At 60.7% G+C, this 21,202-nt stretch carries 27 protein-coding genes; 15 read left to right on the top strand and 12 right to left on the bottom strand.

The window, feature by feature from the left end:
* The coding region (gene groEL / locus EN885_RS30880; protein WP_128335249.1) for a chaperonin GroEL at window positions 1–881 on the top strand (881 nt) is incomplete at its 5' end.
* 110 nt (window positions 882–991) lie between these two features.
* On the opposite strand, the gene EN885_RS30885 is transcribed toward groEL, so the two are convergent.
* A complete protein-coding gene (locus EN885_RS30885) occupies window positions 992–1,591 on the bottom strand; it encodes a TetR/AcrR family transcriptional regulator (RefSeq protein WP_128244014.1) in 600 nt (199 codons plus the stop codon).
* A 113-nt stretch (window positions 1,592–1,704) separates the two neighbouring features.
* On the opposite strand from EN885_RS30885, the gene EN885_RS30890 reads away from it, so the two are divergent.
* From EN885_RS30890 to EN885_RS30900, 3 genes are all read left to right on the top strand, one after another.
* Window positions 1,705–2,148, top strand: a complete 444-nt coding sequence (locus EN885_RS30890) for an OsmC family protein (protein ID WP_128244013.1) — start codon at window positions 1,705–1,707, stop codon at window positions 2,146–2,148.
* A gap of 17 nt (window positions 2,149–2,165) precedes the next feature.
* Window positions 2,166–2,552 carry a nuclear transport factor 2 family protein gene (locus tag EN885_RS30895; RefSeq protein ID WP_128244012.1) on the top strand — a complete coding sequence of 129 codons (387 nt, stop codon included), beginning with the start codon at window positions 2,166–2,168 and terminating at the stop codon, window positions 2,550–2,552.
* 148 nt (window positions 2,553–2,700) lie between these two features.
* Entirely contained in the window at window positions 2,701–3,984 is a 1,284-nt protein-coding gene (locus EN885_RS30900) for an integrase core domain-containing protein (RefSeq protein WP_128244011.1), read from the top strand.
* A gap of 116 nt (window positions 3,985–4,100) precedes the next feature.
* Here EN885_RS30900 and EN885_RS30905 read toward each other — a convergent pair whose 3' ends face one another.
* Window positions 4,101–4,712, bottom strand: coding sequence for a LysE family translocator (locus tag EN885_RS30905; protein ID WP_095489278.1), 612 nt, complete (start codon window positions 4,710–4,712; stop codon window positions 4,101–4,103).
* Window positions 4,713–4,990: 278 nt separating this feature from the next.
* Between EN885_RS30905 and EN885_RS30910 the strand changes: the two genes are divergently transcribed.
* From EN885_RS30910 to EN885_RS34480, 3 genes are all read left to right on the top strand, one after another.
* Window positions 4,991–5,836: a class I SAM-dependent methyltransferase gene (locus tag EN885_RS30910; RefSeq protein ID WP_128244010.1), complete on the top strand. Its 846-nt coding sequence runs from the start codon at window positions 4,991–4,993 to the stop codon at window positions 5,834–5,836.
* Between the two features lie 401 nt (window positions 5,837–6,237).
* Complete coding sequence (locus EN885_RS34475) at window positions 6,238–6,420, top strand: hypothetical protein (protein ID WP_245493177.1); 183 nt, start codon at window positions 6,238–6,240, stop codon at window positions 6,418–6,420.
* 37 nt (window positions 6,421–6,457) lie between these two features.
* Window positions 6,458–6,640: a hypothetical protein gene (locus EN885_RS34480; RefSeq protein ID WP_245493178.1), complete on the top strand. Its 183-nt coding sequence runs from the start codon at window positions 6,458–6,460 to the stop codon at window positions 6,638–6,640.
* A gap of 183 nt (window positions 6,641–6,823) precedes the next feature.
* Here EN885_RS34480 and EN885_RS30920 read toward each other — a convergent pair whose 3' ends face one another.
* The 5 genes from EN885_RS30920 to EN885_RS30940 all read right to left on the bottom strand — a co-directional run bounded on the left by EN885_RS30920 (window position 6,824) and on the right by EN885_RS30940 (window position 8,562).
* Window positions 6,824–7,159 (bottom strand): YkgJ family cysteine cluster protein, encoded by a 336-nt coding sequence (locus EN885_RS30920; RefSeq protein ID WP_245493180.1) that lies wholly within the window; start codon window positions 7,157–7,159, stop codon window positions 6,824–6,826.
* A gap of 47 nt (window positions 7,160–7,206) precedes the next feature.
* On the bottom strand, window positions 7,207–7,371 hold the full coding sequence (locus EN885_RS30925) for a hypothetical protein (protein ID WP_095489281.1): 165 nt from the start codon (window positions 7,369–7,371) through the stop codon (window positions 7,207–7,209).
* A gap of 1 nt (window position 7,372) precedes the next feature.
* On the bottom strand, window positions 7,373–7,780 hold the full coding sequence (locus EN885_RS30930) for a hypothetical protein (protein ID WP_095489282.1): 408 nt from the start codon (window positions 7,778–7,780) through the stop codon (window positions 7,373–7,375).
* Window positions 7,780–8,007, bottom strand: a complete 228-nt coding sequence (locus EN885_RS30935) for a hypothetical protein (protein WP_095489283.1) — start codon at window positions 8,005–8,007, stop codon at window positions 7,780–7,782. Before EN885_RS30935 ends, EN885_RS30930 begins: the two co-directional genes overlap by 1 nt.
* Before the next feature lie 345 nt (window positions 8,008–8,352).
* Entirely contained in the window at window positions 8,353–8,562 is a 210-nt protein-coding gene (locus EN885_RS30940; protein ID WP_010915421.1) for a cold-shock protein, read from the bottom strand.
* Window positions 8,563–9,112: 550 nt separating this feature from the next.
* Between EN885_RS30940 and EN885_RS30945 the strand changes: the two genes are divergently transcribed.
* Complete coding sequence (locus tag EN885_RS30945; protein ID WP_128244008.1) at window positions 9,113–9,292, top strand: CsbD family protein; 180 nt, start codon at window positions 9,113–9,115, stop codon at window positions 9,290–9,292.
* A gap of 177 nt (window positions 9,293–9,469) precedes the next feature.
* Here the strand turns inward: EN885_RS30945 and EN885_RS30950 are convergent, their stop codons facing one another.
* On the bottom strand, window positions 9,470–10,600 hold the full coding sequence (locus EN885_RS30950; protein WP_128244007.1) for a metallophosphoesterase: 1,131 nt from the start codon (window positions 10,598–10,600) through the stop codon (window positions 9,470–9,472).
* A gap of 127 nt (window positions 10,601–10,727) precedes the next feature.
* On the opposite strand from EN885_RS30950, the gene EN885_RS30955 reads away from it, so the two are divergent.
* Window positions 10,728–11,315, top strand: a complete 588-nt coding sequence (locus EN885_RS30955) for a hypothetical protein (RefSeq protein ID WP_128244006.1) — start codon at window positions 10,728–10,730, stop codon at window positions 11,313–11,315.
* A 32-nt stretch (window positions 11,316–11,347) separates the two neighbouring features.
* On the opposite strand, the gene EN885_RS30960 is transcribed toward EN885_RS30955, so the two are convergent.
* Window positions 11,348–12,025: a TetR/AcrR family transcriptional regulator gene (locus EN885_RS30960; protein WP_164897951.1), complete on the bottom strand. Its 678-nt coding sequence runs from the start codon at window positions 12,023–12,025 to the stop codon at window positions 11,348–11,350.
* A 133-nt stretch (window positions 12,026–12,158) separates the two neighbouring features.
* Here EN885_RS30960 and EN885_RS30965 point away from each other — a divergent pair, with 133 nt between their 5' ends.
* Window positions 12,159–12,878: an NIPSNAP family protein gene (locus EN885_RS30965; protein WP_245493181.1), complete on the top strand. Its 720-nt coding sequence runs from the start codon at window positions 12,159–12,161 to the stop codon at window positions 12,876–12,878.
* A gap of 64 nt (window positions 12,879–12,942) precedes the next feature.
* Here EN885_RS30965 and EN885_RS30970 read toward each other — a convergent pair whose 3' ends face one another.
* On the bottom strand, window positions 12,943–13,905 hold the full coding sequence (locus EN885_RS30970; RefSeq protein ID WP_128244004.1) for a glycosyl transferase family 90: 963 nt from the start codon (window positions 13,903–13,905) through the stop codon (window positions 12,943–12,945).
* Window positions 13,906–13,932: 27 nt separating this feature from the next.
* On the opposite strand from EN885_RS30970, the gene EN885_RS30975 reads away from it, so the two are divergent.
* On the top strand, window positions 13,933–15,075 hold the full coding sequence (locus EN885_RS30975; protein WP_128244003.1) for a UDP-galactopyranose mutase: 1,143 nt from the start codon (window positions 13,933–13,935) through the stop codon (window positions 15,073–15,075).
* Between the two features lie 88 nt (window positions 15,076–15,163).
* Window positions 15,164–16,132, top strand: a complete 969-nt coding sequence (locus tag EN885_RS30980) for a glycosyltransferase (protein ID WP_164897952.1) — start codon at window positions 15,164–15,166, stop codon at window positions 16,130–16,132.
* 56 nt (window positions 16,133–16,188) lie between these two features.
* Here the strand turns inward: EN885_RS30980 and EN885_RS30985 are convergent, their stop codons facing one another.
* Window positions 16,189–17,121, bottom strand: a complete 933-nt coding sequence (locus tag EN885_RS30985; RefSeq protein ID WP_095489291.1) for a hypothetical protein — start codon at window positions 17,119–17,121, stop codon at window positions 16,189–16,191.
* A 163-nt stretch (window positions 17,122–17,284) separates the two neighbouring features.
* Window positions 17,285–18,292 (bottom strand): NAD-dependent epimerase/dehydratase family protein, encoded by a 1,008-nt coding sequence (locus tag EN885_RS30990; RefSeq protein ID WP_127295209.1) that lies wholly within the window; start codon window positions 18,290–18,292, stop codon window positions 17,285–17,287.
* Between the two features lie 345 nt (window positions 18,293–18,637).
* On the opposite strand from EN885_RS30990, the gene fumC reads away from it, so the two are divergent.
* The 3 genes from fumC to EN885_RS31005 all read left to right on the top strand — a co-directional run bounded on the left by fumC (window position 18,638) and on the right by EN885_RS31005 (window position 21,198).
* Complete coding sequence (gene fumC / locus EN885_RS30995; protein ID WP_127205411.1) at window positions 18,638–20,035, top strand: class II fumarate hydratase; 1,398 nt, start codon at window positions 18,638–18,640, stop codon at window positions 20,033–20,035.
* Between the two features lie 142 nt (window positions 20,036–20,177).
* On the top strand, window positions 20,178–20,600 hold the full coding sequence (locus tag EN885_RS31000) for a DoxX family protein (protein ID WP_095489293.1): 423 nt from the start codon (window positions 20,178–20,180) through the stop codon (window positions 20,598–20,600).
* Between the two features lie 175 nt (window positions 20,601–20,775).
* Window positions 20,776–21,198 carry a DoxX family protein gene (locus EN885_RS31005; protein WP_095489294.1) on the top strand — a complete coding sequence of 141 codons (423 nt, stop codon included), beginning with the start codon at window positions 20,776–20,778 and terminating at the stop codon, window positions 21,196–21,198.
* Window positions 21,199–21,202 lie beyond the last annotated feature (4 nt).

Below are 21,202 nucleotides of genomic sequence, written 5' to 3' on the forward strand. Positions count from 1 at the left end.
TGGCCACGCTGGTCGTCAACAAGCTGCGTGGCGGCCTGAAGATCGCCGCCGTCAAGGCGCCGGGCTTCGGTGATCGCCGCAAGGCCATGCTGGAAGACATCGCCATCCTCACCGGTGGCCAGGTCATTTCCGAAGACCTCGGCATCAAGCTTGAGAATGTTGGCCTCAACATGCTCGGCCGCGCCAAGAAGGTGTCGATCTCCAAGGAGAACACCACCATCGTCGACGGTGCCGGCAAGAAGGCCGAGATCCAGGGCCGCGTCGCCCAGATCAAGCAGCAGATCGAGGAGACCACCTCGGACTACGACAAGGAGAAGCTGCAGGAACGTCTCGCCAAGCTGGCGGGCGGCGTTGCCGTCATCCGCGTCGGCGGTGCGACCGAGATCGAAGTCAAGGAAAAGAAGGACCGCGTCGATGACGCCCTCAACGCGACCCGCGCGGCCGTCGAAGAAGGCATCGTTCCCGGCGGCGGCGTCGCACTCCTGCGCGCTTCGCTGAGCATCAAGGCGACCGGCGCCAACTCCGACCAGACCGCGGGCATCGCCATCGTGCGTCGCGCGCTGCAGGCTCCGGCCCGCCAGATCGCGGCCAACGCCGGTGCGGAAGCATCGATCGTTGCCGGCAAGATCCTCGAGAACAAGGGCCCGACCTTCGGCTTCAACGCCCAGACCGGCGAATATGGCGACATGATCGCCATGGGTATCGTCGATCCGGTCAAGGTCGTGCGCACGGCTCTCCAGGATGCGGCCTCGGTCGCCGGCCTGCTGGTCACCACCGAAGCCATGATCGCGGAGGCTCCGAAGAAGGAGTCGGCTGGCGGCGGCATGCCTGGCGGCATGGGCGGCGGCGGCATGGGCGGCATGGGCGGTATGGATTTCTAATCCACGCATCCATCAGCCTTCAGATACGGAAAGGGCGGCCGAGAGGTCGCCCTTTTTCGTTGTCATCGGTCGATTATTTCGCCGGATCGCCCCAGGCTCGGATGCTGCCGTCAATGCGCTGTGACAGCGACCCCTTTGGCTGGCAAGGCACTTTCTATCAACGCGGCGACCTCATCGGCCACCGCCAGTATCGGGGCGCGGTCGCGGGTGGCGCGCGCGATCACCATCAGCCCTTCCAGCGATGATTCGACAAGCAGCGCCAGAGCGTGGGCGCGGCGCTCGGACACCCCTGCCTTGACGAAGGCAGCCTGCAGCAAACCTATCCATTGCTCGAAAGCCGACCGGCACAGTTCGGCCAGCTCCGGCACATCGGTTGGCGAGTCCAGCACCACAGGCGCGATTGGACAGCCAAGCGTGAACTGGTTGTCCTCCAGCATACGCGCGACCGACTGGTAGATATGGTGGACGGCCACCGCCGGATCTTTTTCGGCGGCCAGCTCTTCGCCAAGCCTTTGCGTGACCTTTTCGACGCTGTCGCGCGTCACCTCGATGACCAACTGGTCCTTGCCGCCCGGAAAATGAAAGTAGAGCGATCCTCTTGGCGCACCGGAGGCGCTCAAAATATCGTTGAGCGAGGTGCCGTGATAGCCGCGCTGCCTTAGCAGCAGCGCCGTCGCCTCGATCATGCGGGTTCGGGTATCGTTCGCCATCTCGACCTCTGTCAGGAGCGAGCATTATAGGCCTTGCGCCGAATATGACAACCGGTCTATATATTATGTAGATCGGTCTATATATAGGATTTCATCGAAGAGGAGAAAAGCGAATGACCATCCGTGAGGCAGAAGCCCAATGGCAAGGGTCGTTGAAAGAAGGTTCGGGCCGGCTGCGGCTCGGCAGCGGCGTCTTCGAAGGTGCCTATTCCTTCCCGTCGCGCTTCGAGAACGGTCCCGGCACGAACCCCGAGGAACTGATCGCGGCGGCGCATGCCGGCTGCTTTTCGATGGCGCTGAGCGCCATAGCCGGCAGCGGCGGCCATGTCCCCGCGCGGATCCACACCGTCGCCAAGGTGCACCTCGGCACGAGCAAGGCGGGACCGACGATCATCCGCATCGATCTTGAAACGGAAGCCGAAATCCCGGGCCTGGCGCCCGAGGAATTCCAGCGCCTTGCGCAGTCTGCGAAAGCGACATGCCTGGTCTCCCGCGCTTTGGCTGGTGTGGCTGACATCAGGCTCAAGGCCGACTTGGCCACGGCCGCGGAGAAATGAAATCAGGAGATACTGAGATGAAACAGGATAGCATCATGGTTGTCCATCCAGACGACCAATCCAGACAGACGGCCGAGATCATGCGGCGCTACAACGACGTGTTCCAGCTTCATGATCCATCGACACTCCCGGGCCTGGTGGCCGAGGAGTGCGTCATCGAAAATACCGTGCCGGCGCCGGACGGCGCCCGCCATGCCGGCCGGGAGGCGTGCGTGCGCCTGTGGTCGGCGATAGCCAGCGAACCCGGCACCCGCTTCGACATCGAGGAGACTTTCGTCGCCGGTGAACGGGCGACAATCCGCTGGCGTTACTGGCGTGCCGACGGCAACTCCATCCGTGGCGTCAATCTGATGCGCGTAGCGGACGGGCTGATCGTCGAGGCGATGGGTTATGTGAAGGGATAGGTCTGGCGCTGCCCCTCATTGCCCTGCCGGGCATTTCTCCCCGTATAGTGACGGGGAGAAAGCTGCCTTTGTCCGAACCGGATAGATAGGTAACGGAATGGACCGATTGCATGGGTGACAGTTTTCTTGTCCGCCGGGAGGACCGGCGATGGTTTGGCAAGAGACTGGCATCATGGACGAGCGGCTTCGGTTTGTTGTGGAGTGCCTGGCAGGCGAGGAGACGATGACGCAGCTGTGTGGAGACTTCGGCGTGTCGCGCAAGACCGGCTACAAATGGCTTGGTCGCTATCGCGCGCTCGGCCCGGGAGGTTTGCGTGATCTGCCACGGGCGCCGCTCAATCATGGCCGAGCGACGGCCCTGGATCTGGTGGAGCGGATCGTTGCGGCCAAGGAGACGCACCCGCTGTGGGGCCCGAAGAAGATCATGGCGCGGCTCAAGCGCACCGCTCCCGAGCTGCTGTGGCCGTCGGCCTCGACGGCTGGTGCGATCCTTGCGCGGCACGGGCTTGTCAGCGTCCGCAAGCGGGCACGGCTGCGGGCCTGTGGCAACGGACCATGGCCGCAAGCCGAGGAGCCGAACGCGGTATGGACGGGCGATCACAAGGGCTGGTTCCGGACCCGTGACGGGTGGCGCTGCGAACCGTTGACGGTGATGGATGCGTCGAGCCGCTACCTGTTGGCGCTCGAAGCGACGGGCTCGACGGCGGACGATGAGGCCTGGCCGGTATTCGAGCGGCTGTTTGAGGCGCATGGTCTGCCAGATCGGCTCAGAAGTGACAATGGCCCGCCTTTCGCGTCGGCCGGCGTCACCGGGCTGACGCCGCTTTCGGTGCGCTTCATCAAGCTCGGCATCACGCTGGAGCGGATTGCGCCCGGCAAGCCGCAGCAGAACGGACGGCACGAGCGCTTCCACCTGACCATGCTGCCGCTGGCCAGGGCGCCGGAGGCCGACAGAATGGCCCAGGGCCAGGCCTTCGAGGCCTTCCGGCGCAGCTACAATGAGGAGCGTCCGCATGAGGCGCTGGCCATGGACACCCCGGCGCAGCATTACCGCGCCTCGCCGCGCGCCATGCCCGCGACACCGCCCGAGCCCGACTATCCGGCCGAGGCGGCGGTGCGCAGCGTGCGTCACAACGGCGAGATCAGGTGGAACGGCGGCTTCGTTTACGTTTCCAAGACGCTGGCCGGCGAAGCGGTCGCCGCCACCGAAACCGAGGATGGTGAATGGGCGCTCAGCTTCCATGCCCATCCGCTCGGCATCCTCGACACCAGGCGCATGAAGCTCGTCCGCCGCAGCGCCGCGCCAACCAAACCGCTTGGCGCTGCGGCCGACAGCACAGGGGGAAACTGTAACCCATGTATCCGGTTCAAAGTGTTACCCATCTATCAACTGGACACCTTCGCGAAAGATTTCGCCAATCTCACGCGTTGAAGGAAGGATGCCAGGTTGCGGCCAGCCCCCTTCTCCCCGTCCTAGACGGGGAGAAGATGCCAGCAGGCAGATGAGGGGCGGCGCCAGCTTCGATGACTGCCCGCGATCCTTACTGTCTACCGGTCAGTCAGCGCCAGTTTTGCGCCGAGCGCGACGAAGGCGCCGGCGAAGGTGCGGCGCATCCAGGTCAGCACCATCGGCCGCGATACGACATGGCTGCGGATCGAGGCGGCGAAGATGCCGTAGCCGACGAAGACGACAAAGGTCAGAAGCATGAAGACGGTGCTGAGCTCCAGCATCTTCGACAGCGCATGCGGTTCGGTGGTGCTGACGAACTGCGGCAGGAAGGCGAAGAAGAAGATCGACAGTTTCGGGTTGAGGATGTTGATGAGGATGCCCGAGGTGATCACCTTGCCGACCGAGCGCGGCGCGACATCCTGCCCGACGTTCAAGCCGCCGCTCTCCTTCAACGTGTTCCACGCCATGTAGAGCAGGTAGGCGACGCCCAGATATTTGATCGTCTCGAAGGCGAGTGCGCTGGTGTGCAGCAACGCCGCCAGCCCGGTGATGGCGGCCGCCATATGCGGAATGATGCCGAGCGTGCAACCAAAAGCAGCGACAATGCTGGCGCGCGCGCCACGCGAAAGCCCGGCGCTCAGCGTATAAAGAACGCCGGTGCCGGGCGAAGCCACGACAATCAGCGACGTCAACAAGAATTCGATGCTCACGGATGATCTCCCGGCGTTGTCCCTGCCGCCGGCAACGTAGCCAGCCAAACGCGTGGGCACAAGCCAGCCCGAGGGCCGTTAGTGCCTCATTTCGAATTTCGGCTCACTACCCTTCTTTGCCCTTTGTTCGGAGGACTTCTAAGGCAAGCATTGACCCTGAAGCGACATTCGCATTGAGGTCAACAGCGAGTCTGATTGACTGGCTGCCGCATCGGCGCATAGTCGTCGACTAACGCGATGTCCCCTTTGGGGAACAGTCGTATGAGGGGAGGCAAGCCATGGAAGTCGCAGGTGGCGCTCGTGCCGACGTCCACGTCCCGTATATTCTCGTCCATTCCGATCGCGAGATCAGGCGTCTCAGCCATCAGGCGGGCATCATTAACCCGATCACGCGAAGAATCTTGCTGTCTGCGGGCATAAGTCCCGGGATGCGCGTGCTCGACGTCGGCTGTGGCGCGGGCGACGTTACATTCCTGGTTTCCGAGATGGTAGGCAGCGAAGGTCAGGTCATCGGCGCTGATCGGGCTCCAGCGGCCCTTGCGGCGGCGGAGGGGCGCGCGGCGACGCATCCGATCCAGAATGTCAGCTTCCGTGAAGGCGATCCCGCGGCACTCTCGTTCGACCGACCGTTCGACGCCGTGATCGGCCGCTATGTTCTGATGTTTCAAGCCGATCCTGTGGCCATCCTGCGAGGCGTCGCTCGCCATCTCCGGCCTGGAGGGATCATCGTCTTCCATGAGCCGGATTGGGACGGCTGTCGATCCAGCCCGCCGGCGCCGAGCTACGACGACTGCTGTCGATGGATCGTCGAGACGTTCCGGCGCAGCGGTATCGAGACCAACATGGGTATCAAGCTCGATGCGGCATTCCGCGCGGCTGGATTGATCGCGCCCTCAATGCACTTGGAGGCGGTCGTTGGAGGAACCAAGAGCGGTTTCGAATGGTCACACCAGACCGCTGAACTCATTGTCACGATGCTGCCGGAAATCCAGAGCCGGGGAGTTGCGACGGCCGCTGAGGTCGATATTGAAACCTTGGGACAGCGCATGCAGCGCGAAATCGAGGCGGGTAGCGTGATCGTGAGCCGCTCGGAAGTGGGCGCCTGGTCGCGTGCCCCGACCTAGCCATGACAAGACTGGAGCGACAGGGTAGCCCGTAACAATCCTTCTCCTGGGTTCTGGGCGGCTGCCTTGCAGGAAAGACCAAGGCGAATGTCCCGCTCTTGGCAACGTGCTCGTTCTGGCAGATGAGCCGAACGGCGACTTCCCAACCCATTCCGGGCGCGCTCCTCACGCCTTAGGTATCTCCTTAGCAGCACCACGTTTTCTAGTGGTGAAAACCTGACGGCTGGTACCCGTCGTGGAAGACCGCTCCGGATAGGATTTCCGTCAGCGTACTGTGCTGACTTCGACGACTACGAGGGAACGGCCTGTCGATGGTGCCGGTTGGCTGCTACGCCGTGCCGACCTGGGGAGTGCTGGGGCGGGTTGTGCAAAGAGATGCTGTTTCGGACCGAGGTTCAATCATGATCGACGACCGCCTCACCATCCTGAATTTATACGAGCTGAAGAAGACGCCGGAAGACTTCGAGATAGCGGTAGGCGCGCTGGCAAGGCGGGTCGAAGCCGAAGGTTCATCCGGGAGTCCTGTCCTACAGGTTCTTCGTGAACGCCACGGAGAGGACAGCGCGCGGCGTCATCGACTATAAAGATCCTGACGCTTGGATCGGGCACCACGACATTGCCATGAACTGGCCCGAAATGACCGCGTTGCATGCGGCGGCGACGTTGGCGGAAGTCATCTTTCTCGGCCCGCTGACAGCCGAAATCCAAGCCTGGATTGAAAGCTCGGCGCTGACGGAACGAGTTCGTAGCGGGAATATATTTGCAGGCGGATTCCAGAGGCTGAGTGGCTGGTCGAACGAATGACTGGATGGCGTCACCACTTCCCGTTCGGACTCTCCGGCGGAAGGGTAGAAAAGGGCTCGTGAGCTGTATTCGCCTCGGGCACCAAGCGTTGGATTTTCGCCACTCGAATTCGGCGCGCCAATGTCGACTTTCCACCCGAAGTGGAAAGTCAAACTAAAACACTACCTGAGAGCCGGACTCGTACTACAGCGTCGACAGCCCATGCGCCTTGCGCGCCATCAGGCAATCGTCGCCACCGGGCATGCAGGTGCGGCAGACGTCCGGTCGGACCTCGTAGATGCCACAAGCGGTCGACTTGCCGACCTCGCCGGAAAGTGCCGAACAGCGCACGCCGTCGCAGCGCATGCCGGCTTCGTCGGCGGCCACATAGTCTTGCGGGATCCGGTCGAGCTGAGCGTCATCCTCGGTCGAAAAGCGCGGCCATTCGGCCGAATAGGAACAGCAGGCGCCGCAGCTCTGGCAGTCGAAGAGAGGAGCGGCGCTCTCCTCCAGAGACGAAAAGTCCCCGGCGCTCGCCAGGGCAAGCGGCCCTGACGCAACGGGATCGGCGTTTCGCGGCAAGGGCGCTATTTCTTCTTCCTGGTCTTGCGCGATGCGACATCCGCCGGCGACTTGAACAGATCGGTCGCGGCCTCGGCGGTGACGTCGGCTTTCGGTGCGGCGGCCGGCTTGGCCGGCTTGGCGGCAGCGGTTGCTGCCGGCTGATCCTTGGCGGAAAATTTTATGGCCATATCAATCCTCGTCGGAGAAACGCGATGATGGCGCATTCGGGTTGCGAAGGCGGCCGATCAGCGCCGAGACCGCCGTGATGTTCATTTCCTCGGGCGACCAGTTCCTGGCCTCCTCGATGTGCCGGGGCGCCAGCTCGCGATGCGTGCTGCCGCTATAGGCGGCATCCTGATGGGTGACGCGCTCGTGGGTCTTGGCATTTTCGCGGACATACTCGATCAAATAGTTCGGGCATTCGGAGCGGCCACGCACGCCGAGCCTGACCTGGGCATCGCCATGGGCGCGCCTGCAGCGCTCGAGCTTTTCGAGCACGCGGCGGACATATTCGACCGGCTTGTCGAGTTCTCCCACGACATCGGCGATGGTCGAATCGGCGGCGATCGCCTTTTGCGGGACGCGCTTGGTGGCCATCAGCGTTTGCCCACACGCTTCGGCGAGGCGGGGAGCGCGGCGGCCGCAGCCATCTCGTCGGCTTCCTTTTCCAGGCGCAATTCGCGCAGCCGCGCGGTCTTGGCTTCCCGGGCCTGGCTGACAGCATCCTGTTCGGAAATGATGCGGTTGAGCGACATGGACTGGGTCTGGGTCTTGCTGAAGATGGATTCGGCCTGGTCGCGGGATTTCTTTGAAGTGGCGGTCAAGGTCTTTCTCCCGGTTCGGAGCGTAATGCCGAAAAATGGCGAGACCGGTCTTTCGACCAGGACCACGCACAAAGCAATACGGCAGTCGGATTCAAATTGCTGGAGCACCCTTAACACGTTCAAGCGAACGCGCGGTGCTCTTTTCGAACTTTTGAAGCGCCCCAAACGCAAAAGGCCAGGCATTGCCTGACCTTCCGCTGGAGCGCCGCGCGTCCTTTTGGACGCGCTGACACTTTTTCATCTGCGCATGATCCTTCGGAAACGATGTCTCCGGGATCACGCGCTGGAATCCGCCATTCACCGGTGCCGGTACATCCGTGGTCACCGGCGAGGCTGAATTCCGTTTTAGGCCGCCTTCAACTGATCGGCGGACATCTTGCCCGACTTGTTGTCGCGGACCATCTCATAGCCGAGCTTCTGGCCCTCGACGATGTCGCGCATTCCGGCGCGCTCTACGGCCGAGATGTGGACAAAAACGTCGGCGGAGCCGTCGTCAGGTTGAATAAAACCAAAACCCTTGGTGGCGTTGAACCATTTAACTGTGCCTGTGCTCATAACGAACCCTTTCCGTGGCAAATATTCGTTCGCCGTCATGCGAATGCACAACAACGTTTGTCTCGATTTTGATGGGGGAAGTTCGTCAAAGGCGCGCCTGAGCACGCGGATAACAAAAGTCAGTCAAACAAATATCGACGAATTTCTTATAGACTTCTTTTGACGCCGTGTCAATTTTTGCTTTCGCCGCCCGGCGGACCGATCGCCGCCAGGTTGGATTAAGCAGGGATTCGATGGCGGATTTGGCGCCGAAACCGGTCGAGCGTCAGCTGTCGAAAAAAATCGCACCATGCCGGGAACCATTTTGGCATCCATGCATTTTGGGTATCGTCAGCAGTTCACGAGAGCAATCTCAGGAAAGGCTGACACAAAGGACGCCTCCCGTGCAATAAAACGCGCGAGGGGCGTTCTTTTATGGCGAGCGGCAATCGCCGCTTAGCGCCGGCGAGCCGGACGGCTCTGGCCATCGCGGACCCGTGGCCTCGGAACCGAAAAACCAGCCGCCCGTTTGCCCAGGACAAAGGCAAATTAAACCCCAGGAGATGCGGCCATGGTGAACAAGGATCAGGTTGCGGGCCTAGCCAAGCAGTTAAAAGGCTCCGTGAAGAAAGCCGCCGGCAAGGCCACCGGCAACAGGCGCGTCCAGGCTGAAGGCTCGGCCGACAAAATCGCCGGCAAATTGCAGAAGGCCTATGGCGACGTGAAGGATAGGGTCAGAAAGGCGCTCTGATCGCTGCGCTGCCGTTTTCAACAGCGATGAGGAAGCGGCTTAAGTAGCGGTTCAGCTTTTGATAAAAGCGCCGAACCGCTCTAAGTGTTTGTTTTTACGCAATTCCGGACGGAAAACCGCTACGCACTTTTCCTGGAATTGCTTTAGGCGGTTTGCTGTCTGCTTCAGTTGCCGCCGTTAGAAGTTCAGGCTCTTCGAGAAAGCGTTGGTGAAGGCGACCTCGCCATGATCGCCGATGGCTTCACCAAGCACCACGTCCATGCTGTCGCTGGTCACCCGCGCCAGCGCGAAGCCGCCCATATAGGCGGCCTTCGGCTTGAACAGATCGACCCCGTCGCGGCGGTAGATCATCGGCACCTCGTGCTGGTGACCGTGCAAGATAGCGACGACATTGTAGCCCTTCAGCGCCGCCAGCAGCGCCTGCCGGTCCGCTTCGCTCCACCAATGCGGCGGGCCAGGACCGTCATCGTCGAAGGTTCCTTTGGCGGCATCCCATCGTTCGATCGAAAAAACATCCCAGCCATAGTGTTGGAAGAGGATGACGGGGCGGCCATCCGCCGCATAGGTCGCCAGATCCTGCTTCAGCCATGGCAGGCTGGAGAGCGCGCCATGGCCGGTGTCGCCGGCAAAACGGTGCGTCTGGATGAGATGCAGGCCACCCCAGTCCCAGGAATAGTAGTCGGTATCGACATCGTAGTCGGTCGCCGGCACCGGCGGCTTGAAGAACACGCCCGGGCGGTGGTTGACCTCGACATAGTCGCGCAATTCGCGCCGATACCAGTCGACATGAGGTGGTGGGCCATTCTGGTCGAGATCGTGGTTGCCGAGCCCGACATAGACCGGCATGTGCACGCGATCGGGGCCGACGCCTTGCTGATAGCGCTGGCTGAACTGGAGAAGCTGCGTACCCTCGCTGGGCTGGGTGATCTGGCCGCCGCCATCGTCGGTCATGTCGCCGCCGACGACGAGGCCGAGCGGCGTGGCGATGCGGCTGCCGGCCGAACGCAAACCGGTGGCGGCGCCGTTGATTTCGGCCGGCCATTCCTTGTCGTCGATGGCGTTCAAGGCAGCGACACTGCGCAGCAGGGCAGCGTCGGTCTTGCCTTCCTGCTGGCAATTGGGGCTCAACCCGCTGGCCATACGGCAGGCATGGACATCGGCAATGAACAGGAAGGTGGCGTCGACTGGCGGACTGCGCTGCCCGGTCTGACCGAGCGCCGGTCGCGCAACGGCGCCGGCCGCAGCAAACCCTGCCGCCTGCGCCAGGAAGCTGCGCCGGGAGAGTGATCCTGCCAAGATGCGATTCATGGCGCGAAATTCAGCACAGCCGGCGCCTCTTCGTCTAGTTGCCTCGAACAGTATGTCGACACGGTGCCACAGGTCTGGCATTGCTTCCGGTGTCTGAACTCAACTTACGCGGGCAGAGGAGGACGCCATGAAGACTATATCCATCGGCACGACACTCACCATCCTGGCGAGCGCCGCGCATGGTGCCGAGTGCATCGACGCCAAAGCCGCCAAGGCCGGCTTCGTTCTCGAAAGGCCCGGCATCCACAGCGAGTTTCGACCGGCGGCGGGTGGAATGGTGTCGGTTGCCAACGAATACCAGTCTCAATCGCCGCAGACGCAGTTTCTGTTCGGCGGCCTGATCGAGGTGTTTCGCGACAGCGAGACCGGTCAGCTTGCCATGATCCCGCTTTCCGATCTCAGAAAGCTGTTTCCGCTCAAGGCCGGGGCGAAAAGCAAGACCGTATTCGTTCGCCTCGCACCCAACAAACAACCGAAGGGCACCGAGACGCTCGAGATCAACGTCAAGGGCAAAGAGACGTTCAGCCTGGGCGACTGCAAATACAACGTGCTCGCTGTCAGGCAGTCGATCAAGAATGAGGCCGGCAAGACACAGGATGAATTCACCGCGCTCTACGCGCCCGACCTGCAGGCTGTTGTGGCCAGGCGCTATGACGAGGGCACCAACGCCGAAAGCGTGGTCGGCTACGAGGTCATCAAACCGCTGCCGAATTAGGCTCCGGGACGGAGGCGGCTGACGCTCCGATGTCAAAAGGCTCGATACTGCCGCAGCACCCTGCGACGTCGCTTCGCTCCTGCCGAGGAAGCTCCCTGCTCCAGCGCGCTCAGGCAATCGCGCAGCACGCCTGAATCCTGCGTCGTCTTGGCCATCGACATGGCGCCGGAATAGGTGGCGACCGCGAGCGCGGCGAAGCGCTGCGGATCGGTGTCCTGCTCCCTGCCCGCTTGCTGGTCGGCCCTGATCTTGTCGGCGATCGCCTCGCGCCACGCCGAAAAAATGGCGGCAAGGGCAGTGCGAAAATCCGGATCGGCGAGCGACAGTTCATGCGCCAGATTGTTGAGCGGGCAGCCGCGCACGAAACCCTGTTGCTCCAGTTCCGTTGCCACGGCCTCGAACACGCTGCGCACGCCCTCGCGTGCCGAGCCTGCCGCCTGCAGCGGCGCGATCCATGTTGCTTCGACGGCAGCCGCCACCCGCTCCTCGATCACCGTCAACGCAAGCGCCTTCTTGGTCGGGAAATGATGATGCAGCGCGCCGCCAGTGACACCCGCCGCTGCCATCAGGTCACCGAGGCTGGAAGCGTGGTAGCCGCGCGCCTGAAAGGAGGCTTCGGCGACATCGAGCACGCGTTTGCGGAGGCCTTCCGGGTCGTTGGTGCGTTTCCCGGGCCGCACCTTTGGGCGAGCGGTAATCTCTGCTGACATCTCCACACGATAGCAGATTGACAAAACAGGACAACCGGTCTGTTTTAGAACAGGATGATCACCCTGTTTTGGAGATTACGCGATGAGCCTGCCCCTGAATGCCCCGTCGAAATCCAGCTTCAACGCCTCGCCGATCGTCGAGCTCAGGCAATACACGCTGAAACCTGGCCGGCGCGAGGCGCTGATCAGCATCTTCGACGGTCACCTGATCGAGGGTCAGGAAACGGCAGGGATGACCATCATCGGCCAGTTCCGCGATCTCGACCGACCAAACATGTTCGTCTGGCTGCGCGGCTTCGACGGCATGGAAGCGCGCAAAAAAGCGCTGACCGCGTTTTACGAGGGATCGGTGTGGGCCGCCTGGCGCGATGCCGCCAACGCCACGATGATTGACTCCGACGACGTGCTGTTGCTGAAACCGGCATGGCCGGGCGCGGGCTTCGACCTGACGGGCTCGCAACGGACAGCCTTGCCGGCTTACGAAAAGCCAAGCAGAGACAACCGCTTGTCGGATATTGTTGTCATTAAGATTCATCATCTGCGGCCCGGCGCCGAAGTCGACTTCGCCAGCCGCTTCGAAACTGATGCCGAGTCCGTGCTGGCGGCACCTGGCGCGCGGCCACTCGCTGCGTTTGTCACCGAGCATGCCGAAAACAGCTTTCCCCGCCTGCCGGTTCGATCAGGCGAAAACGTTTTTATCAGCGTCACGGGTTTCGACAGCGCCGACGCCCATGCCCGTCATGAAGCAGCGCTTGCCGCCGCGCCGGCCTGGCAGGCATTGCAGTCGGACCAGGCCAGACCGACGGAAACGCTGCGTCTTTCGCCCACCTCACAATCGCTGCTCGGACGGTGACCTGTCGTGAGGACGTCTCACGATCAGGCCTTCGCGACCCGTATGAAACGTTGCCTTCGTTGGACTACCGTTTCGAACGCGTCAGTTTCCGAAGATTGGACTTCAAATTGCCGCCGGCAGCCACGTGGCCTTCAAGCAAGCGGGCCCATGTGGCCACCGCGGCCGAGCGCGTCAGGTTGGTTTGCGCGAATTGCTGCGCCTCCGCGGCTATTTCGGCCTCCATTTTCGGATTGGCACGCAACCATTCGATACGCTCGACCAGGTCGGACATGTTCCGTGCCACCGGGACGTAGTGACGAAACGGCTCGATATCCCCGAAGAACCACTCATGCCATGGTCGGTCCTGCATCAGCACGACGCGCTTGGTGTGCAGCAGCAATTTCAAGCGCCCGCTATAGCCGGCACCTTCGACATCAATCATGTATCTGAATGTGGCGACCTGCTCCTCCATGGTCTTGAAGGTGCCGGAATATTGCACGGAGGCGGAGTCGTAATCAGGCGCGGTGTCATAAGCCTCCAGGAGATCGGGCCGGGCTGTCGCAGCCTGGACCGTTGCCTTACGCGCATCGTTCATGCAGCGCCCTGCCCAAAACGCGCTGTTCTTGCGCGGCTGCCCCTCCGACGCGGCTGCCATCGCCGACGTTTTTTGATCGTAGTCGTCGAATTTCGCCTCTGGCCAGCCATTGAACGTGAAGTCAGGCGCGGCGATCTCGGCATAACCGTCTGCCGAAGCAAAGCCGAACCGCGTCCGGAAATACCTGGATCTTTTTGCAAACGGCACATCGGCCAAGTTGACATAGAAAGATGGGATGCTACGAACGCCGAGCAATGCCAGCGCCTCGGCAATAAGGGTCAGGACCTGTATGTGCCTTTGAAGCCAGACGGCGCGGAAACTTGCCTGCAGCCTTCCCTTGCTGAATCGGCAGTACATTTCACCTCGATTAAGCCTATGCACCAAGCCCCGCCCCTGTTCGGCGACGCGAACAGGTATGGGTAGATTCGGGATCGCTGCGTCGAGGCCTGCCATTTCAATGATGCTCTTCTGCGAGGTTATGTGCGGATTTTAATCGTAGGTGCCGGCGTGTCAGGCGCGACTTTGGCCAGATCGCTGGCTGACGCCGGCTATGCCGTTCGGGTTGTCGAGGCAAAATCGCATCCCAGTGGACACTGCCACACCGAGCGAGACGCGCGGACCGGCATCATGAAGCATGTGTTCGGACCGCATATTTTCCATTCCGACGATGTGGATGTCTGGTCGTTCGTTTCGCGATTTGCAGAATTCAGGCCTTTTGCATTGGAGGTAAGGGCCAGTGTGGCCGGCCGGCTGTTTTCGCTTCCAATCAATCTAAACACGTTGAACCAATTTTTCGAACGGCAGTTCACCGCAGAGGGCGCGCAGGCTCATATTCGGAATCTTTCGGTACCGCTGGACCATGACCCTCGAAATTTCGAAGAACAAGCAATCTCAAGTATAGGTGAGGCGCTTTATAACGCGTTTTTCAAGGGCTATACGCAAAAGCAATGGGGACGTCCACCCGACCAATTGCCGAGCGATATTTTCAAGCGCCTGCCACTGCGCTTTACCGAAGACAACAACTACTTTCACCATTCCAGGATCGGAATTCCGCAAGAAGGCTACACCGCCTTGGTGGAAAAGATGCTTCACCATCCGCTCATCACGGTCGAATACAATACCAAGTTCCACCGTGACGGCGTCGACCGCGAATTCGATCATATCTTCTACACAGGTGGACTGGATGCATTTTTCAATTTCGAGTTCGGGCGGCTGCCCTATCGGTCGCTGCGATTCGAGGATTTCGTCGTCGCTGGAGACTTTCAGAAAAGCGCAATCGTGAACTATCCCGATCCCGAGGTTCCATACACTCGGATTTCCGAACACAAGAAGTTCTCGCCGTGGGAAACACATGAAAAAAGTCTGTGTTCCCGCGAATTCAGCTTTGAATGCGGCGAGAATGACGTTCCATTCTATCCGGTCAATCTGGCAGCCGGATCGGCGTTGCTGGATCGCTACCGGTATGAGGCCACGCAACTCCGCAACGTGAGTTTCGTAGGCCGCCTTGCGACGTTCAAATACCTGGACATGGATGTTGCCATTGGACAGGCGAGGCACGCGGCGGCAGTTACGATGGGCTGTCTTACCACCGATCTCCCGGTGCCCGCCTTCTTTCAGCCATGAGAAGTCAAGAGAGCTACGTCACAGCTTTCCGCGCCTGCGACAGCAAGCAAAGCAGTTGATGAGCATACGCTCTGAGGTAAGTCTATATATGTCGCAAAACCCGTGCTTCTTTTTCGCTGCCGATCAAAATTACTTTCCGTACGCTTGCTTGGCGGCGCGCCGCGTGTTGGACGTATCCGGCCCAATCAAGGGCTTTCTTCTTCAGACTGGTGCCGGCGCAAAGGACTTGGAGGTCGCTGAACGCTTGCTCGGCTCCGCGGTCAGCATCCTCGACGTGTCGAGGTTCATGGAGGCGACAGACTTCAATCCGGGTCATCTGACCTTGGCGACCTATATCAGGCTGTTTGCAGATCAATTGCCTGAGTTCGAGCCCTACGATCGCATCGTCTATGCCGACAGCGACGTGCTCTTCAATCGATCGGTAGCCGACCTCGCCCACACGCAACTGCACGCGCCGTTGCTGGCCGCTCACGACGAGCAGAGCTATTTCGACGCGAAGTACCGGAAGCACCTGCCGATGAAGCCGGGCGCACCGAAATTCAATGCGGGCGTGCTGGTGTTCAACATGCCGCTGGTGCGGCGAGAGGGGTTATTGCAGAGGACTCGGCAACTCTCCTCGCAGCATACCTACGGTCTGGACCAAGGTGCGCTCAACGTTGCCTTTGAAGGCAGATGGCAGACTATGCACCCCTACTGGAACGTCATGACGAATTTCAGCAGTCAGATATCGTTCGGCAAGTCGTTCGCGCGTCATTTCACGCGGGGTAAACCCTGGTCGCAGCGTTCAATCGGCGTCGAGCCCGAAGCCTTGGCCATCTATCGCCAACTCGCAAAGGATACGCCTTGGGCCGGTCATTTCGCCCGGCAGCCGCGGTTCGCCCTCAAAAGCTTCACCCGAAAGCTCGATGCCATCACCGGCTTCCTCATCAATGACGAGAAGCGCAAACGAAGGTCCCGGTTTGACGCCGAACAGGTCAGCAGGATTTTTGCCGATCATGCGGACCGGTTCATGATGGCCGCGCAATATCCCGAGCGCGTTGCCGGGATCGCAAGGTAAGACCAAAAGCAGCCAGTCGGCCGGCTAGGCGCGTGTATCGCTCAGTTAGCCGAACATCAGTCGGCAATGCTTGGGGGAAGCGAAATCGTGTATTTCGGTGCCCGGCTCCTTTTGAGCTTGCGCCACGGCCTTAGCCGGTCTTTCAACGGGATCACAGGTGTTTTGTAAGACTGCGGGACAAGGCCGGCGAGCCTATAGTAGCTGTCAAGAATATTGGTTTGAAGCAGACGGCGTTCCTGGGTGAAGAAGCTGAAATGCGCTACGACCAGATCGCCGAGCACTTTGCCCGGGCGATCGAGCATCGCCGGCAGCGTTGCTGATAGCCACTCTTCCTCGCCGCCACTACCGCTCTTCGGCGGAATAAAAAGATCACCCAGTTCCACTATGTCGGATCCAAAGAAGCCGATCGCGTTGATCGAAAAGCGCGACAGCCGGATCTCCCGGTCCGGCACGCGGAAATCGCCGAGTCTGTTGGCTTTGACGGCTTCGATGAAGACCGGGTGAAGCGCCATCGGAAAACTAGCGTGGGCCCACGAGAATTCGCATGCCGCCTGACACGTAAGTGGCCCGTCGACCAAGACCCTGGAAAGATACTTGATCAGCGTGTTGCAGATTGCGTTGTTGATGATCAACGGCGCATACCACAGAGCCGACCCCCTTTCGCTTGCTACCCTCTCCATGAATCTAGGGAAGAAGCCATCTTCCAGAAAAACCACATCGTCGTCGAGGCGCAAATAGAAAGCGTCCGGATCGTCGCAGAAGCGAAAGAAGTCGCCGATCGCGTTGTTGCTGCCATCAGCATCAGGAAGCGTTTTTATCCTGCAACGCGTGTCTGTCGCAGCCAGCTGTTGGAGATAGGCACGATCGACCTCGTTGCGGCAATTGTCCCACAAATGCCATTCGTATACTTCAGGGCTCTTCAGTACATAATGGCTGAGCAGGCGGAGATATTTCTCGCGACCGGCCGGTGTCACAACAATCAATTTCACGAATAGGATGTCCTGTCATAGCCGCGCATCGGCTCGGCTGTTGCCTTGCCGTTTCTACTCCCGGCGAGATGATCGATATAGCCGCTTTGCTCAAACCACAGCGGTGGTCACAGTGCCAAGAGAATCGCCGGCATAAATGTCTCCCTGATCGTCGCGCAGGATTTCACGCACCGCTCACAGGGCGCATCGCAGGCACAGCCGAAGATTCCATGTTGGCCGAGCGCCATTCAGAAACCTGTTCTCGAAACCATTCAAGGGTCAGCCTAACGCCTTCTTGATAGCTGACCTTCGCTCCCCAGTCTGGAAGAACACGCCTGGCCAGAGTCAGGTCCGGGCATCGATTTGTGGGATCCTGGGGAGCTGGCGGATGATGCTCGACCCGGGAACCTGGAACGAGCGAACAGACGAAGTTTGCGATCTCCAGCACAGACACCTCGCAATCGTTTCCGATATTCAAAGGGCCCCGGTACGATATGTTGTCGCGCCAGAAAAAACGCTCCAAACCGTCGACGATATCCTCGACATAACCCCAACTGCGGGATTGAAGACCGTCGCCATAGACCGTCAGGATTCCGGTGGTCAGGGCTTGGCTGATAAAATTCGATATAGCGCGACCATCGTCGATACGAGTTCGCGGTCCATATGTGTTGAACAATCTCGCGACACGGACATCGAGTCCGCTGATGCGCTGAGATTCAAACAACAGCGCTTCGGTGCAGCGCTTGCTCTCGTCGTATGACGATCGGGGTCCTATGCAATCCACCGAGCCCCTGTAGCTCTCCGGCTGCGGAGAGACCAAGGGATCGCCATAGACTTCCGACGTCGAAGTGAAGCAGAAGCGACCACCCGGTTTGAGTAGCGTCAGAAGATTCAGCGCGCCCCCGATGTTGGCCTTGATCGTGCGTACCGGCTCGCGCATGTACCATGATGGAGAAGCAGGCGACGCCAAGTGCATGATTTCATCGAAGCGCTGGTGCGATGCGAAGCTCTCGGCGTCTTGTACTTCCAGGCTCAGTCGCGGATCATTGATATGCTCAATGTTCTGCTGCACTCCGGTCCACAGATTGTCGACGACAACCAACTTTCCCAGGTCGGCGCGCAGCAACAGGCGATCGACCAAATGCGATCCGATGAAGCCGCAGCCTCCAGACACCAACACGCTCCGCGACATGGAGTTTCTCCTCGACATTCGGCCATTCAACAAACAGCCGAACTGTTTTCTCGGAGGACGCCATACACGCATTCAGTCCAAAGCCATAAGTTTTTCCTGCCAGTGCACTTTATCCGCGCCGCGCTAGTTCGGATGAGGGTGTTCGAGTGGATCGCCCGCGTTGGAGTTTCTTCCACATACCTCAACCGTCTCGGCGCCAACGCGCCGATCCACCTTCTCGATAGCGAGAGAAGAAAGAAGATTCTCCTTCAACCGATTTGCATCCTTGCCGCCCGCAATCTCCGCTTGAAGCCATTTGTGCAACGCGATACGCCGGTGCCGAATTCGACAGACCGGAGAGACCAAGTGAGCGCGCCAGAGACCAGAACCGAAACCGACACGTTCGGTCCCATCGAGGTCGCCGCCGACCGCTACTGGGGCGCACAGGCGCAGCGTTCGCTGGGAAATTTCAAAATCGGCTGGGAAAAACAGCCAGCGTCGATCGTTCGCGCGCTCGGCATCGTCAAGCGGGCGGCGGCCGAAACCAATATGGAGCTGAAGCGGCTCGATCCGGCTATCGGCAAAGCGATCATCGAAGCCTCTCAGGAAGTCATCGACGGCAAGCTCAACGATCATTTCCCGCTGGTCGTCTGGCAGACCGGCTCGGGCACGCAATCCAACATGAACGCCAACGAGGTGATCTCCAATCGGGCGATCGAACTGCTGGGCGGTGTCATGGGATCCAAGAAACCGGTGCACCCCAACGACCACGTCAATATGAGCCAGTCGTCGAACGATACCTATCCGACGGCCATGCACATCGCCTGCGCCGAGCGCATCGTGCACGACCTGTTGCCGGCGCTCAGGCATTTGCACGCCGCGCTGGAGGCCAAGACCAAAGCTTTTGCCCACATCATCAAGATCGGCCGCACGCATACGCAGGACGCGACGCCCCTCACCCTTGGCCAGGAATTCTCAGGCTATGCCGCGCAGGTCGCCTCATCGATCAAACGCATCGAGATGACGCTGCCCGGCCTGCAGGAACTGGCGCAAGGCGGCACCGCCGTCGGCACCGGTCTCAACGCGCCGGTCGGTTTTGCCGAGAAGGTGGCGGCGCGCATTGCTGACATCACCGGCATCGGCTTCGTCACGGCGCCGAACAAGTTCGAGGCGCTAGCGGCCCATGATTCCATGGTGTTCTCGCATGGCGCCATCAACGCCTGCGCTGGCGCCCTGTTCAAGATTGCCAACGACATTCGTCTGCTCGGCTCCGGCCCGCGCTCCGGCCTTGGTGAACTGTCGCTGCCGGAAAACGAGCCGGGTTCATCGATCATGCCGGGCAAGGTCAACCCCACCCAGTGCGAGGCGTTGACGCAGGTCTGCATCCAGGTGTTCGGCAACAATGCGGCTGTGACCTTCGCCGGCAGTCAGGGCCATTTCGAGCTCAACGTCTACAACCCGCTGATGGCCTATAATTTCCTGCAGTCGGTGCAGCTGCTCGCCGACGCCTCCATCTCCTTCACCGACAATTGCGTTGTGGGCATTGAGGCGCGGGAGGACAACATCAAGGCCGCCCTGGACCGTTCGCTGATGCTGGTGACAGCACTGGCGCCGACCATCGGCTACGACAATGCCGCCAAGATCGCCAAGACCGCGCACAAGAACGGTACAACCTTGCGCGAGGAAGCGCTGGCCACCGGGCTGGTCACCGAAGCCGACTACGACCGCCTGGTGCGGCCGGAGGACATGACGCATCCCGGGTGACGTGACGTCATCCCCGATGATTTTTGCGCTGATCGCAGAAACGTTACTGCTGTGAACGATCTGTAACCAAATCCGCATCTTTGGTGAACAGTCGACCTGCTCTATCTGGATGGCACTACAACCCCTTCCGGAGAGAGTCACCATGTCCACCAACACGTCCGTTGCCGGTTCCGGCACCGTTTCCAACGCCTCGGCCACCATCCTGCTTGGCCGCGTCCTGCTTTCAGTCATCTTCGTGCTTTCCGGTTTCGGCAAGCTTACCGCGATCGCCGGCACCGCAGGCTACTTCGGCAGCATGGGCCTGCCGATGCCGACCGTAACGGCTGTTGTCGTCGGCCTGATCGAGCTGCTCGGCGGTCTCGCCATCCTCATCGGTTTCCAGACCCGGATCACCGCCTGGGTGCTGGCAGTCTTCACTGTCGCCACGGCGCTGGTCGCCCACACCGGCTGGGCCGATCAGATGCAGATGATCAGCTTCATGAAGAACCTGGCGATTTCCGGCGGTTTCCTCGTGCTGGCTTCCTCGGGCGCCGGCGCCTATTCGGTCGACGCCAAGCGCGGCTGACGCAAGCTAGTAGCTGTTGCAGCAAGGGGCGCGGAATTTTCCGCGTCCCTTTTTCGTTGTCGATCTACCAGACTGTCGATTGGCCGGGCCGAGTGGCCTGGCCCGAATTTCCGCTAAGATCGAGGGCGTCGGGGAGGAACAGACCAACCGGCGTGGCCGACATCGGAGGTGACCAATGCCCCGCAATGCGCTGCTTCTGCTTTCCCGTCTTCTGCTTGCCGCCCTGTTCGTTCCGTCCGGCTTCCACGCGCTTACCGACATTACCGGCACATCAGGCTATTTTGCCGGCCTCGGCCTGCCGCTGCCGACGCTCGTGGCCTGGGTGACGGGGCTGTTCGAGCTGGTCGCCGGACTGCTCATCCTCGTCGGCCTCAAGACGCCGATCGTGGCACTCCTGCTTGCCGCCTTCTGCATCGCGGCAGGCTTCATCGGCCATTATGGCCAAGGTGGCGACGATCCGACGCTGGCCTTCATGCATTCACAGATGCTGATGAAGGACATCGCGCTATCCGGCGGTTTTCTGGCGCTGGCGATGGCTGGCGCAGGCGCCTATTCGATCGACGGGCGGGCTTTTAGGATCGGCCCTGAAACGACTTGACCAG

The sequence above is a fragment of the Mesorhizobium sp. M6A.T.Cr.TU.014.01.1.1 genome, assembly GCF_004022765.1.
Classification (GTDB): Bacteria; Pseudomonadota; Alphaproteobacteria; order Rhizobiales; family Rhizobiaceae; genus Mesorhizobium; species Mesorhizobium mediterraneum.